Annotated in this window: 14 protein-coding genes; 5 read left to right on the top strand and 9 right to left on the bottom strand. The window is 59.6% G+C overall.

The window, feature by feature from the left end; translation table 11 throughout:
• Positions 1–23 precede the first annotated feature (23 nt).
• The 3 genes from D8U60_RS10830 to D8U60_RS10820 all read right to left on the bottom strand — a co-directional run bounded on the left by D8U60_RS10830 (position 24) and on the right by D8U60_RS10820 (position 3,260).
• Positions 24–317 carry a YcgL domain-containing protein gene (locus D8U60_RS10830; protein WP_016771234.1) on the bottom strand — a complete coding sequence of 98 codons (294 nt, stop codon included), beginning with the start codon at positions 315–317 and terminating at the stop codon, positions 24–26.
• Complete coding sequence (gene rnd, locus D8U60_RS10825) at positions 314–1,447, bottom strand: ribonuclease D (RefSeq protein WP_071174688.1); 1,134 nt, start codon at positions 1,445–1,447, stop codon at positions 314–316. The genes D8U60_RS10830 and rnd overlap by 4 nt, the downstream gene beginning before the upstream one ends.
• Positions 1,448–1,610: 163 nt before the next feature.
• Positions 1,611–3,260 carry a phosphoethanolamine--lipid A transferase gene (locus tag D8U60_RS10820; protein ID WP_130900109.1) on the bottom strand — a complete coding sequence of 550 codons (1,650 nt, stop codon included), beginning with the start codon at positions 3,258–3,260 and terminating at the stop codon, positions 1,611–1,613.
• Positions 3,261–3,662: 402 nt separating this feature from the next.
• On the opposite strand from D8U60_RS10820, the gene D8U60_RS10810 reads away from it, so the two are divergent.
• Positions 3,663–4,835 (top strand): cyanate transporter, encoded by a 1,173-nt coding sequence (locus D8U60_RS10810; RefSeq protein ID WP_130900107.1) that lies wholly within the window; start codon positions 3,663–3,665, stop codon positions 4,833–4,835.
• 177 nt (positions 4,836–5,012) lie between these two features.
• A complete protein-coding gene (locus tag D8U60_RS10805) occupies positions 5,013–5,948 on the top strand; it encodes a LysR family transcriptional regulator (protein WP_073472928.1) in 936 nt (311 codons plus the stop codon).
• A gap of 3 nt (positions 5,949–5,951) precedes the next feature.
• Here D8U60_RS10805 and D8U60_RS10800 read toward each other — a convergent pair whose 3' ends face one another.
• The 6 genes from D8U60_RS10800 to D8U60_RS10775 form a co-directional block, all read right to left on the bottom strand.
• Positions 5,952–6,317, bottom strand: a complete 366-nt coding sequence (locus D8U60_RS10800) for a 5-carboxymethyl-2-hydroxymuconate Delta-isomerase (protein WP_016771238.1) — start codon at positions 6,315–6,317, stop codon at positions 5,952–5,954.
• Between the two features lie 154 nt (positions 6,318–6,471).
• Positions 6,472–7,401: a LysR substrate-binding domain-containing protein gene (locus tag D8U60_RS10795; RefSeq protein ID WP_122700048.1), complete on the bottom strand. Its 930-nt coding sequence runs from the start codon at positions 7,399–7,401 to the stop codon at positions 6,472–6,474.
• An 88-nt stretch (positions 7,402–7,489) separates the two neighbouring features.
• Positions 7,490–9,595 (bottom strand): DUF6311 domain-containing protein, encoded by a 2,106-nt coding sequence (locus tag D8U60_RS10790; RefSeq protein ID WP_130900106.1) that lies wholly within the window; start codon positions 9,593–9,595, stop codon positions 7,490–7,492.
• Positions 9,592–9,978, bottom strand: a complete 387-nt coding sequence (locus tag D8U60_RS10785) for a GtrA family protein (RefSeq protein ID WP_122611709.1) — start codon at positions 9,976–9,978, stop codon at positions 9,592–9,594. The genes D8U60_RS10790 and D8U60_RS10785 overlap by 4 nt, the downstream gene beginning before the upstream one ends.
• Positions 9,975–10,685 carry a class I SAM-dependent methyltransferase gene (locus D8U60_RS10780; RefSeq protein ID WP_130900105.1) on the bottom strand — a complete coding sequence of 237 codons (711 nt, stop codon included), beginning with the start codon at positions 10,683–10,685 and terminating at the stop codon, positions 9,975–9,977. The genes D8U60_RS10785 and D8U60_RS10780 overlap by 4 nt, the downstream gene beginning before the upstream one ends.
• A 3-nt stretch (positions 10,686–10,688) precedes the next feature.
• Positions 10,689–11,654, bottom strand: coding sequence for a glycosyltransferase family 2 protein (locus D8U60_RS10775; protein WP_130900104.1), 966 nt, complete (start codon positions 11,652–11,654; stop codon positions 10,689–10,691).
• Positions 11,655–11,929: 275 nt separating this feature from the next.
• Here D8U60_RS10775 and D8U60_RS10770 point away from each other — a divergent pair, with 275 nt between their 5' ends.
• From D8U60_RS10770 to D8U60_RS10760, 3 genes are all read left to right on the top strand, one after another.
• Complete coding sequence (locus D8U60_RS10770) at positions 11,930–12,121, top strand: DUF1508 domain-containing protein (protein ID WP_016771242.1); 192 nt, start codon at positions 11,930–11,932, stop codon at positions 12,119–12,121.
• A gap of 133 nt (positions 12,122–12,254) precedes the next feature.
• Entirely contained in the window at positions 12,255–12,479 is a 225-nt protein-coding gene (locus D8U60_RS10765) for a hypothetical protein (RefSeq protein ID WP_122611711.1), read from the top strand.
• A 49-nt stretch (positions 12,480–12,528) separates the two neighbouring features.
• On the top strand, positions 12,529–13,050 hold the full coding sequence (locus D8U60_RS10760) for a DUF4142 domain-containing protein (protein ID WP_177435460.1): 522 nt from the start codon (positions 12,529–12,531) through the stop codon (positions 13,048–13,050).
• The last annotated feature ends 7 nt before the right edge of the window (positions 13,051–13,057 follow it).

Raw genomic sequence — 13,057 nt, 5'->3', positions numbered from 1 at the left:
GGCCCAGGACAGGGCCTCGCGGGTCAGACCGGGTCGTTGCGTCGCAGCAACTCTTCGGGCAGGTGCTCGATGTACTCGTCCTCGGCCGGCGGCATTTGCAGGTGATAGCCCTGCTTGTCGAGGTTTTCCAGAACCACGGTGATGTCTTCGCTGGCCAGCTTGCGCTCGGGCGACAGCACCAGATCGAAGGAATGCTTCGCTTTGCCGAAAGCCGTCATCAGCGCATCCGGCACGCGCTCGAGCGCATCGCTCTTGAGCACGTAGAGATACATGCCGCTGCGCTTGGAGCTTTGGTAGATGGAGCAAATACGTTTCAAGGCTGTTCTCCGGCGGTGGCCAGGCTGTCGAGCAGCTTCTGGCCGAGCAATTCGCGGCGCCAGCCACGCAGCGAATCGGGCAATTGGTAAGGACCCTCGGGGAAGCCGCTTTTGACCAGCGCTTCGAGGGTTTTCTTGCGCAGCATCAGTTCCGGGGCAATACCCAGGCGTTCGGCCTCGGCCTGACCCAGCGCGCGCAGTTGTTTGATCAGCGCAGCGGCTTCGATGGGCAACGGCTCGGGCACTGCCGGCGGCCATTGATCCGGCCCCACACTGCCAGAGCGCTTGATCAGATCAAGCAGAAACTGCCCGTCCTGACGTACGGTACGCGGGTGCATGTCTTCGATCTTGCCCAGCGCCGCGAGGTTATCCGGCTGCGTGCGGGCCAGGGGCCACAGCGAGTGTTCCCGGACGATGCGGTTGCGCGGCAAGTCGCGGGCGCGGGCTTCTTTTTCGCGCCAGGCGCACAGCTCACGCAGCACGGCCAGTTGCGCACGGGACAGCTTCCACGCCAGTTTCGCCTCGCGATAGACCTCGTACGGATCGGTCTCGCGGCGCAGGTTGGCAACCAGTTCGGCGCCATCCTCCAGCACCCAGGCGAACTTGTCGGCGGACAGCTTGGGGCGTAACTCGACGAACACCTCGGCCAGATGCACGGCGTCTTCGGCGGCATAGCTGATCTGGGTTTCGGACAGCGGGCGCTGCAACCAGTCGGAGCGGGTTTCGCCCTTGGGCAGGTCGATGCCGAGCACTTCCTGCACCAGACGCGAGTAGCCCATCGAAAAGCCGAGGTTCAGGTAAGCGGCGGCCAGTTGCGTGTCGAACAGCGGTGCCGGCAGGCTGCCGGTCAGGCGCAACAGCACCTCGAGGTCTTCGCTGCAGGCGTGCAGAACTTTGAGCACCGCCGGGTTTTCCAGCAACGCGGCCAGCGGTTGCCAGGCGTTGATGGTCAGCGGATCGATCAGGTAGGCGCGTTTGCCGTCGCCGATCTGCAACAGGCCGGCAATCGGGTAGAAGGTGTCGACCCGCATGAATTCGGTGTCGAGGGCAACGAACGGCAGCTGCTGCCACTCGGCGCAAAACTGCGCGAGGCTTTCGTTGTCGCGAATCCAGTGAATATCGATAGCCACACGGCTCTCCCTTGAAGAATGGCGCGCAGTATATATCGCCACCGACGATTTACGCGCCTTTGAAGGGCAAGAGCTGTAAGGAAATGTCTTGCCTGTCAGCAAGAATAGTCTGACAGCAGAAACAGAAAGGCCCGTCGCATTGGCGCGACGGGCAGGAAACGCTTCACTGCTTGGCCAACACGCCGTCGATCACCGCGCCGCGACAACCGGCGAACATGTCCAGCGCCGGCTGGTAGACGCTGCTGCGCACTTCCAGCAGACCGAGCATCGAGTGGAACAGATTGTCCTGGCTCAGCGGTTTGTCCCGGCTCAGTTGCAGGCAATGAGTGTCGACCGAATAGGCCTTCTGATAGCTGTCGGAGAACCACGCCAGCATCGCTACATGCTTCTGTTGCTCGGGCGCCAGCATGTACGGAGTGCCGTGCAGAAACAGGTTGTACTCGCCCAACGATTCGCCGTGGTCCGACAGATAGAGCATGGCGGTGTCGACTTTGTCCTGATTGCTGCGCAGCACATCGATCAGGCTCGCCAGCACATGGTCGGTGTACACCAGCGTATTGTCGTAACCGTTGACGATACTTTCGCGGCTGCAATTGTTCAGCGCGTTACTTTCACAGACCGGAGTGAAGTGTTCGTACTCCTTGGGATACCGCTTGAAGTAGTCCGGGCCATGACTGCCCATCTGGTGCAGAACCAGCACGGTGTCCTTGTCCAGATGATCGATGAAACTTTGCAGGCCTTGCAGGAGAATTTCATCGCGACATTCGCTGTTGGCGCATAACGCAGGGTCCTGCAACTTGCTGACATCCTGCACCGTGACGCGGTCGCAAGTGCCTTTGCAGCCGGACTGGTTATCGCGCCAGATCACATCGATGCCGGCACGCTTGAGTACGTCGAGCAAGCCCTCTTCATTCCTGGCCTTGCTGGCGTTGTAATCCTTGCGGCCCATATTGGAGAACATGCACGGTACCGAGACTGCGGTTTCCGTGCCGCAGGAATGCACGTCAGTGAAAGCGATCAGCCCCGCTTCCTTGTCCAGTTGCGGCGTGGTGTCTCGGTCGTAACCCAGAATGCCGAAGTTCTGCGCCCGCGCACTCTCCCCCACCACCAGCACCGTGAGGGATTTGCGTGGCTGTAGCTGCAAGTCGGGATTGCGCTGGGCATCTTCGCCGATCTTGATGAACGGCTGCTGCGCCGAGACGACTTGCTCTTGCAGATAACCAATGGATGCGCCGATGTAATTGCTCGGCACCAGCATCAGGCGAATTTCGTGGTGATTGCGAAACAGCGACGACAAGCCTTGATAGTTGGCCAATGCGACAACACCGATCACAGCTGCCGAGGCAACACTGACAATAACTTTGCTGAGCAACTCACGATGCCAGCGCCGATAATTGACCGGTACTTTCCATAACAACAAACACGGCAGGAAACCCAGCAAGAGAATATAAGCAAACAACTTCAACGAGAGCAGATCGCGCACTTCCGTGACGTTGGTCTCGGCAAAGTTGCGCAACATACCGGCGTCGATCATCACGCCATACTGGCTCATGAAATAAGCCACGCCGGCGCTGACTAAAAACAACAGGGTCAATAGTGGTTTAAGCAATGGCCGGAACGCGAATAACGTCAGGACTATGTTGAACGCGGCAAAGATCATCACAGCGAAGGCCACGCGCATGGCGATGCCCTTGCCATCGGCGGCGGTGATCTCGAACAAATGTTGCCAAAGCACCAGATTGAAACCGAGCAACAAAAAGGCGCTGGCAAACAACGTCACCCATTCCGGGTGCACGGCTTTTAACTTCAACATATGAGTGACTGTTCCTGAAAGAAGAGCCTCGTCAAGTGTGAAAACTTCATTCACCGAGGCATGACAAACTTTAGGCAGGCATGGATCAATTTTTCGTGAAAAAGATGCTAATGATTAGTTGCCTCGGAGTACGAACGTGAAAGTTTGCGAGTATTTGAGAATGGTTCAGGGTTTATTCAGTTTCAGGCACTTCGCAATGTCCTCTGTGGGAGCGAGCCTGCTCGCGAAAGCGCAGTGTCAGCAAATAATTGTTTGTCTGGAGGAACGCATTCGCGAGCAGGCTCGCTCCCACATCGGGACAGGGGTGTTATCGAGTTTTTAAGTCTGGCCCGGCATTTTCTGATTTGCCGATGCGCGCGTCGCGACGCCTAATCATCAGCCTCTGCACTCAAAGGCCCGCTCATGAATCACTCCCGCCCCGCCGCTTGGCTGATACTCGCGATCATTCTTGTCGCACTTAATCTGCGCCCCTCAATGGCAGCCATCGGGCCGCTGCTGTCGGCGATCCGTAGCGATATCCCATTGAGCTTCACGCTTGCCTCTTTGCTGACGATGCTGCCGGTCATGGCCATGGGGCTGGCGATGTTCTTCGGCCTGGGCATCAGCCAGCGTCTGGGCGAACAACGCACGGTGCTGCTGTCGCTGTTGGTCATCGGGCTGGCGAGCGTGTCACGGCTGTTTATCGATTCTGCGGTCGAGCTGATCGTCAGCGCGATACTGGCTGGCGTTGGCATAGCCCTGATTCAGGCATTGATGCCGGCGCTGATCAAATCGCGCTTTGCGAATAACGTGGCGTTGTGCATGGGCATCTATGTGACTTCGATCATGGGCGGCGCCGCGATTGCCGCATCGTTCGCGCCGCTGGTGATGGTACAGGCCGGCAGTTGGCGCGTTGGGTTGGCCGTTTGGGCAGGGCTTGCGTTGCTCGCTTGGTTGGTCTGGTGTTTACAGCCCGCGCCAGCCATATCAAGAGTGACCAAGCGAGAGTCTTTCATTACAAGCCCTCGCGCCTGGCTGCTGGCGATTTTCTTTGGCCTCGGTACGGCGTCCTACACCTGTGTCCTCGCCTGGCTCGCCCCGTATTACGTGGAAAAAGGCTGGAGTGAACAGAACGCCGGGCTGCTGTTGGGTTTTCTTACAGCGATGGAGGTCATTTCCGGCCTGGCAGTGCCTGCGATCGCCAATCGCAGCCGTGATCGACGTGGGATAGTCGCGGTTCTGCTGTTGCTGATCATCGGCGGTTTCTGCGGGCTGATACTCGTCCCGCAATATTTGGCCCTGCTGTGGCCTTGTCTGTTGGGCCTGGGGATTGGCGGTCTGTTTCCGATGAGCCTGATCGTAGCGCTGGATCATTGCGACGAGCCGCAGCGTGCCGGTGGCCTGACCGCGTTTGTACAGGGGATCGGTTATCTGATCGCCGGCCTCTCGCCGCTGTTGGCAGGGATGATTCGCGATCGGCTGGGCAATTTCGAAGGCGCGTGGTGGGCGTTGACGGCGGTGATGGTGATCATGCTGCTGATGGTGATGCGCTTCGACCCTCGCCACTACGCGCGCCACTTGCCTCGCCCGGGCTAGAGGCCTCTGGCCATCTTTTGCGCACGAGATTGGCAACGTCGTGTTGCTAAAAGTTTCTGTCCCACATGTGTCCGTGAAAAGTCCTACAAGGGTTTCTCCTGGCACCATCGTTCCGTTAGGATCGTACGCACACGTTTGCGCGAATTCTGCGCAAGGGGGCACAGCGAGACGGAACTCATGCTGAACAGTAATTTGCTTCGCAAGCTCGACATGCAGGACTTGATGGTATTCGTCGCCGTGTACGAGCAGAGCAGTGTCACCGATGTCTCGGAAACCCTGTTCGTCAGCCAGTCCACCGTCAGTTATTGCCTGAAGAAACTGCGCACCAGTTTCGAAGACGAACTGTTCATCAACACCCGCACCGGCATGCGCCCGACCTACAAGGCCTGCAGCATGTACGGCCATGTGCAGAAAATCATCGAAAGCATCAACCTCTGCCACGCCGGTGCCCCGGCCTTCGACCCGAGCCGGCAGGCGGTGACTTTCAACATTTGCGCACCGGAATACTTCGAACAACTGATTCTGCCGCGCCTGTTGAAGCGCTTCGACTTCGATGACTTGCCGGTGATGGTCAACATGCACAAGTTTGAAACCGATGTGCCGGCCGAAGAGTTGCGCGACGGCAGCCTCGATCTGGTGATCAGTTTCGGCCCGCACTTTCACCGCCAGCATGCGGATCTGAAATCACGGATGTTGCTGGAAGATGACCTGGTCTGCGTCTTCGACAAACGCGCCACCCCACTCGAACCGCGCCTGAGCCTGCAAGCATTCACCGAACGTCGGCATGTGTTCCCGACGCCGTGGACTTCAAGCACCAACATGGTCGACGGCTGGCTGGCACGGCAAGCGCAGAAACGCCAGATCGTCGCGCGCTCGAACAGCTACAGCGCCGCGTTGAAGATGATCACCGGCACCGATTTCATCCTCACCCTGCCCCGGCGTATCCAGCGTTTGCTGACCAACGACGCGGTGTTCAACCACTGCGAGGCGCCCAATGGCTTGCCGGGTTTCACCCTCGACATGCAGTGGAGCCAGAACGCCGATCAGGACAGCGCCAACGTCTGGCTGCGCGAGCAGGTGATTCAGGTATGCAGCGAGCTGGAAAACGCCTGAGCGTCAGACGCCGATCGCGGCTTTGCTGTAGGACTCGCGATCGATGTCGAGCAGTTCGACACACAGTTGCACTTCGAGCCCGGCCGGCCATTCGCAGAGTTCCTGCAACACCGCCAACAGGCTTTGCGAGAGCTGCTTCTTGATCTCCGCCGAGCGCCCGCTGAGCAAGGCCAATTTCACATGGACGAAGGCGCGCTCGCCCTGCGCCGTGCCGACCTTGAAGTTGTCGATCTTGATCGCGCGGCTCTTGATGTCGAACTCTGCGCCGAACTGACCGGAACCGACCAGCGTGTTGTTGAGCCGGATCAGGGCGATGTCAGCGTTCAACTGCGTCAGGTTGGCGGTGTATTCCATGTGCAGGTGTGGCATTGCGGATCTCCAGTCGGCGGATGCGGGGGGCGTACATATAACACAGTCGGCTCAACGCATTCCCTGTAGGAGCTGTCGAGTGAAACGAGGCTGCGAGCTTTTGATTTTGTGTTTTTCACAATCAAGATCAAAAGATCGCAGCCTGCGGCAGCTCCTACAAGGGATCGTAGTGCTCAGCTGGCCGTTCACTCATGAACGCTTCGAGCCGCGAGCGCAGCCAGCGTTCGGCAGGGTCGCTGTCGACGTGGCTGAGCCAGACCATCGACAGGTCCAGTGTCGGCGTCTTGAACGGAAACGGTTCCTGGAACAGCGCCCCCGACGCCGCCATCGCCGCTGCGGTGTAATCCGGCAGGCTGGCGATCAGGTCGGTGCCGGCCAGCAACGCCGGCAATGCGCTGTACTGCGGTACCGACAACACCACCTGCCGCGTGCGCCCCAGTTCCGCCAGCCACTCATCGGCGTAACCGCTGACATTGGCCGTGTGTGACACCAGCACATGCGGGCGAGCGCAATATTCGTCGAGGGTCAGCGGCGTGTCAGAGGCATCGGCGCGCAGGATGCTCGGCTGAATGTGCCGCAGCAGTTTGCGTTTGGCGTTGGCCGGCAGGCCGCGGGTCTGGCTGATGCCGACGGTGATATCGCCGGCGGCCAACAGGTCGGGAATGCGCCAGTAATCGACATGCTGCACCACGAACACCACGCTCGGTGCTTCCTGGCGCAGCGCGCGCAACAGCGGCGGCAGCAGGCCGAATTCGACGTCGTCGGACAGGCCGATGCGAAAGGTCATGGTGCTGGTGGCGGGATCGAAATCGCGGGTCAGGCTCAGCGCAGCCGACAGTGAATCCAGTGCCGGTTTGAGATGGCGGTAAATGTCTTCGGCGCGGGCCGTCGGCTCCATGCGATGGCCGACGCGGATGAACAGCGGATCATTGAGCATCGTGCGCAAACGGTTGAGTGCCGAACTGATGGTCGGCTGGCCGAGGAACAGCTTCTCCGCCGCGCGGGTCACGTTGCGTTCGAGCATCAGGGTCTCGAACACCACCATCAGGTTGATGTCGGCCTTGCGTAGTTCATTGCGGTTCATCCATTGCCCCTGCTCCCGGAATAGCGGCAGTGTAGAAAGGCCCATGAACCGCGTCTATGGGCCGCTGCGCCAAACTGCCACTGCCGGGTCAATGAAGCGTCAACGCTCGAATGCCAATGGCCAGCTTGCGCGGATCGAGTCCCATGCCCAGCGCTCTCGGGCTGACGGCATCGGCGTGCTGGAAACGAATCACCAGCACGCCTTCACGTTCGATGCGCTGCTGGACTTCCGCTGGAAGATCCACGCTGACAACGTTCGCTTCGGCCTTGAGCAAACGGGTGGAGAGCACCGCCACATCATTGACGATGACCTCCAGCCCCTGTTCGGTATGCGACGGCGCAATCAAAGCATTGGCTTCCAGCACAAATGACTTCACCGGGGCCTCGGGCCGCAGAATGATTTGCGATTCACTGCCCTCGGACCAAGTGCCCCAGGGTTCACTTTTCGACCATCCGCTGCCGAGGAAGAACGTCGCCAGGCTGGTAACGTTGAAGGTCACGCGCTCGTTCGTCTTGAGTGGCGAGATCAGCGTAAGGGGATCGGCGGCCACGATGGGCGGGCAATCGGCGCAACGCTTCCAGCCGGGCGCCAGCACGTTCAAACCGTCGATTCTGGCGAGTACGTCAGTCTCGCGATTGAGGGTCAGCGCGGCCGGCAGCACAGTGCGGCTATCGAGTACATACAGCGTATCGGTGGCGTATTGACCAGAGCTGACCATCTGGTCGGCCACAGCCTGGGCCGCCTCGGTGGCCTTGATACTCATGCGGCCGAGGTAGACCGCATTGGTCGGCAGATGATGGCGTCCCGCATACTCGGCCAGCGTTCGCCACTGCTCCGGATAATTCTCCGGGCGCAGCCAGCGCACCGCCTGATAATGGCGGGCTGCCTGATTCCAGAACGGATCAACCAGCGGCGTCGGCCATTGTGGCGCCGGCGCGGCCATGAACAGATTGCGCGACTCTCCCCAGCCGGAACGCGTATCCGCCACTTGCAGCAACAGGGCAATGCCCAGCAGAACCCGCGCCGTGCGCGAAGTATGGCCGCGAATCACCACGTACAGGATGGCGAAAATCGCCATGTACATGACCGGCCAGATCATCCGCCCCGACCCGCGAAAAATTGTCGCCACTGCCACCACCGCATCCGGCAGCGGAATATGCAATTCGAATGGGCCGACACCGATGTTGTTGGAAAACGCAAACAGCGCCAGGCCTGCCAGCGCGAGCAACAGCAGCGGGTAGCGACGTGGCTTGAGGTGAACATCCGTGCCGCGTTGCAGCCATGCCGCGAAGGCGCAGATGAACAGGAACACCACACCCAAACCAAGGAAAGCAAAACCGTCACCGTCGCCCAACACACCGGGCATGTCGCGCAGGGCAAACGACCAGGTTCCCGGGTCGAAAAAGCTCAGCACGTTGGCCCGAAACAGGCCGTAGCCCATCAGTGCCAGGCCGTCGTCGCCGACGTTGAAGTAGCCCGCCTGCCAGCAGCACAGACTCACCAGCAAAAACAGTCCGATCAGTTCGGCCCCAGCTTTGCGCGGCGCCAAATGTCGCCGCAGGGTGTGCGCTGCGAGATCAGCGAGCCAGATCAGCGCAATCATCGCCAGCAAATAGGCGTGGATCAGCGCGGCCGCCGCCAGCAACGTTCCCCAGGCCAGAGAGCGCTTGGGCGTGAAGGGCCGCAGCGCCAGATAAAGCGCAGCCAGCAACATGAAATGCCCGCCCAGGGACAGGTGCACGCTCATGCGGATCAGCATGGCCGGAACGAATAAAAACAGCCCGGTGCCGAGCAACCGCACAACCGCGTCGCGGGTCACCAGGCCGAGCAGTTTCCAGGCAAACCAGCTCTGCAGAATGAAGCAGGTCAGCAACCACAGTCCGAAATACTGAAACGGCTCCGGCAACAGCGCCGAGAACGGCTTGAACAAAAAGGCGAACAGAGGATTGGAATCGGAAAAGATCAAGCCGTTGGACAACTCCAGTCCGTAAGACGGATTGAGCCCCAGCGGAAAGCTCCATGGCGAGTGCCGGAAAAACACCCAACCCTGGTAGTGGGTGGCCGGGTCGCCGTCGCCCAGCCAGGCAATGTTCATCGGGTTCAACGCCCGAGGGCCGACCACGATAAAAAACGCGAGAATGCCTAGCAGCACAGGCAACAGCGCAGCGGCCCGAGAGGTTGAGCAAAGCTTCATCGATACGTCCAGAAATTATGCAAAACGAAAGTAAATGCCGGCACCGTCAGGGCCACGGCGCCGATCCCGAGCAGATAGTGCAACCCAGCCATTTGCGCCGCCCAGGCAACCAGCATCGCCAATAGAAAACCGCCCGCCGAGACCGACACAAAGCGCAGTAACGTGCGCCCGTGCAGGCGAGCTGAAAAGCTCCAGGTGGTGTTGATCACATAAGACACAACAGTCGCCACGGCAAAGGCGAAACCATTGGCCAGCGGCGGTTCGGGCGCGATGAAGCGGATGAACAGCACAGCCACCAGCGCATGCAGCGCTGTGACGAACAGCCCGGTCAGGGCAAAGCGCAGACCACGGCGGACCAACGCTGAACGATCACTGCCGATCACGGTTTCTGCGCCAGCACGAAGACGCTCAAACCGGCCAGCCGGTTTCTGCCCATCAACGGCAACTCCAGTCGGCACAGGGTCTTGAGCACGCTGTTGACCCACGGGTGATGGCGCTTGAGTTGCGACTGTGGCTGTGCGGTCGGCGAACCTTGAGGCATCAGGCGCAACGCAGCGGCGATAGGAAACACCGCACCGAAATAGTAGGCGCCGCGCTGCACGGTCAAACCGGCATCGCCCGCCAGGGTTTCGAATTGCGCGAGGGTGTAGCGGCGCTTGTGCTCGAGAAAATCATCATGACCGCTCCAGAGAAACTGGAACGCTGGCACCGTCATCAGAAAACGACTGCCCGAAGGCACTTTATCGACATAGCTTTTGAGCAGGCCGAGGTCGTCGTCGACATGCTCGAGCACATCCATCAGTAACACCAGATCGGCATCAATGCTGTCGATGCTGCGTCGGTAATGCACCGGTTTGCCCGCGCTGGTGGCGCTCGAATCGGCGGGGTAACTGATGTCGACGCACCACGCTTCATGCGCGTCGGTGTGGGTCAGCAGATGGTGCGAGAAAAACCCCGAGCCGGCACCGACATCGAGTATTCGCCGAATCGGCATGTCACCCAGCAAACGCCGGGTCGCCGCCGCTTTGCAGCAGTAATACCAATGCTCATCGATACTGTCGCCGAGGATGTCGGTTTCCTTGAGATCCATCTGTCAGTCCTTGGGGTCGTAGACGCGACGCACCAGAAAAACCGGTCGGCGTTTGGATTCGATATAGGTGCGGCCGAGGTATTCGCCGAGTACGCCAATGCCGATCAATTGCAAACCGCCAAGGAACGTGACCGCGACCATCAGCGAGGCATAACCGGGCAAGTCGACGCCGTGGATCAGTGTGCGCAGGACAATGAACATGGCGAACGCAAACGACACCAGCGAAACCGTCGCTCCCAGGTAGGTCCAGACCCGCAGCGGTTCGGTGCAGAAACTGGTGATGCCTTCGAGCGCGAAGTTCCACAGCCGCCAGCCATTGAACTTGCTTTGCCCGGCCACGCGCTCGGGGCGCTCGTAGTCGACATGAGTGGTGCGGAAACCGACCCAGGCGAACAGGCCTTTCATGAAGCGCCGCGACTCAGGCAGGGTCAGCAAGGCATCGACCACGCAGCGATCCATCAAGCGGAAGTCGCCGACGTTTTCCGGCAACGGCTGTTCGGCGATGCGGTTGTGCAGGCGATAGAACCAGTGGGCCGAGGTCGACTTGGCCCACGTGTCGCTGCGGCGGCTGACGCGATGGCCGAGCACCACTTCGTAACCTTCACGCCAGCGCTCGATCATTCGCAAAATAACTTCCGGCGGGTCCTGCAGATCGGCGTCGATCGGCACCACGATCTGCCCGGTCGCCATTTGCAGACCGGCCGACAATGCCGCTTCCTTACCGAAGTTGCGACTCAGGTCGACGATGCGCAGACGCGAGTCTTGCCGCTGCCGTTCAAGCAAGCACTCAAGGGTCGTGTCGGTGCTGCCATCGTTGATGAAGACCAGTTCAAGATCGATCAGCGCCTGCGCCTGAAAGACCTCGTCGATGCGCGAAAGAAAGCTGTCGAGGCTGTCGGCCTCGTTGAAAACGGGGATCACCAGCGACAACGTCACCTGCCCGGCCTGTTGCGTTCCGTGCTCAGTCAAAGGAGTGCTCTTTTTATAGTTTGTCGGTCATCGAAAGTTTTTCGAGGCCATGAGCCGTCCCGTATTAAGCAGTAGCAGGCACGCACGTGCAAGCATGACACGGCGTCATATCGGCCAATTCGCCGGGCAGTCGCGGCGCTCTGGGCAGGGTCTTTCAGAAACATCCGCGAACGATTGGAAACAAATCCGCGATAGCCAAAAAAACCCGCTGCGCTAGGCTTGCGTCGATGCGCCACACAGGTTGGCGCGCACATCCATCGCAGGGAGCGAACCCCATGTATTTCGAAATCTACCGACAAACCCGAGGCACCCCGAGCACTGGCAAAGGCCAATGGCGCTGGCGTCTGCGCGCGCGCAACCACGAGACCGTGGCCAGTGGCGAATCGTATGTGAACAAGGCTGATTGCCTGCACGTGATCAATCTGATCAAAGCCGTACAGGGCGAGACGCCGATCAAGGAAATTTGAGCGACGTCCTGTTCATCTGCAAAGCGGCACCGTCTGTCGCCCTGCAAAGGGTTTATTTGAATGCTTGTCAGCGGTGTTCATCAAAGGTGCATGTACTGCAATTTTTGCTGCCATGCACCCAAGGATTTCAGCCATGTCCCATGAGCACCGCTACCTCGTCAGTTTCATCGTCGACAACCAGCCGCAAAGCCGCACGCTGATCCACGATGGCGAGACCCTTGATCCGGGTCTCGCTGAAACCCTGATCAAGACCGCTTTCGCCGAATTGAAGACCGCTTCACTGAGCGACGTCCAGGTGCAGAAACGCACCAGGCCCGACGAAGGCGACAACGTCCCCGGCCATTATCAGCAGCCATGAGCCAATCCCGGGCCGCCACCATCCATCGATGCTGCGGAGGTTACGCGCCATGAAATCACTCGCCGCAATCTGCCTTGCGGTCTTGGCTATGAGCGTCCAGCCAAGCCGTGCCGACACCATCGACGCCTTCATCGAAGAGGCGGCACAGCAAAGCCTGTTCCAGCACAACAGTTCGCGCATCGCTTTGGAAAAGGCAACCTTGCCCGAAGTCAAAGCGTTCGCCAGACAAATGATCGCCGACCATGAGCGCTTCGATAAACAAATCAGGCAGCTGGGGCAAAGCCAGCATATGGCGGTTCCTACCGAACCCTCGGTGGCATCCAAAGCCAAGCAGCTACGCCTTGAATCAAGGGATGACGCCTTCGACCGCATTTACATCGACAGCCAGGCCGAAACCCTTGAGCAAAAGCTGATGCTGTTCAAGAAAGAAGCGCTGTCATCACAAAATCCGCAGCTAAAGGCTTTCGCCCAATCCGCGTTGCCGGACATCGAGAAACAGGCAAAAACTGCCCGCGACCTGCAGGAAAAACTCAAGCCCTCCGCTGGCGCACTGAAATCCGTCAACCCCTGAATAACGG

It is taken from the genome of Pseudomonas sp. Sample_11 (assembly GCF_004307505.1).
Lineage (GTDB): Bacteria > Pseudomonadota > Gammaproteobacteria > Pseudomonadales > Pseudomonadaceae > Aquipseudomonas > Aquipseudomonas atacamensis.
This window is presented reverse-complemented; position numbering and strand designations above follow the sequence as displayed.

What these genes read in the sequence shown, in the direction of transcription:
- D8U60_RS10820 (WP_130900109.1), bottom strand. Translation starts at nt 3,260, where the DNA reads ATGTTGAAGTTAAAAGCCGTGCACCCGGAATGGGTGACGTTGTTTGCC.
- D8U60_RS10810 (WP_130900107.1), top strand. Translation starts at nt 3,663, where the DNA reads ATGAATCACTCCCGCCCCGCCGCTTGGCTGATACTCGCGATCATTCTT.
- D8U60_RS10805 (WP_073472928.1), top strand. Translation starts at nt 5,013, where the DNA reads ATGCTGAACAGTAATTTGCTTCGCAAGCTCGACATGCAGGACTTGATG.
- D8U60_RS10800 (WP_016771238.1), bottom strand. Translation starts at nt 6,317, where the DNA reads ATGCCACACCTGCACATGGAATACACCGCCAACCTGACGCAGTTGAAC.
- D8U60_RS10795 (WP_122700048.1), bottom strand. Translation starts at nt 7,401, where the DNA reads ATGAACCGCAATGAACTACGCAAGGCCGACATCAACCTGATGGTGGTG.
- D8U60_RS10790 (WP_130900106.1), bottom strand. Translation starts at nt 9,595, where the DNA reads ATGAAGCTTTGCTCAACCTCTCGGGCCGCTGCGCTGTTGCCTGTGCTG.
- D8U60_RS10780 (WP_130900105.1), bottom strand. Translation starts at nt 10,685, where the DNA reads ATGGATCTCAAGGAAACCGACATCCTCGGCGACAGTATCGATGAGCAT.
- D8U60_RS10770 (WP_016771242.1), top strand. Translation starts at nt 11,930, where the DNA reads ATGTATTTCGAAATCTACCGACAAACCCGAGGCACCCCGAGCACTGGC.
- D8U60_RS10765 (WP_122611711.1), top strand. Translation starts at nt 12,255, where the DNA reads ATGTCCCATGAGCACCGCTACCTCGTCAGTTTCATCGTCGACAACCAG.
- D8U60_RS10760 (WP_177435460.1), top strand. Translation starts at nt 12,529, where the DNA reads ATGAAATCACTCGCCGCAATCTGCCTTGCGGTCTTGGCTATGAGCGTC.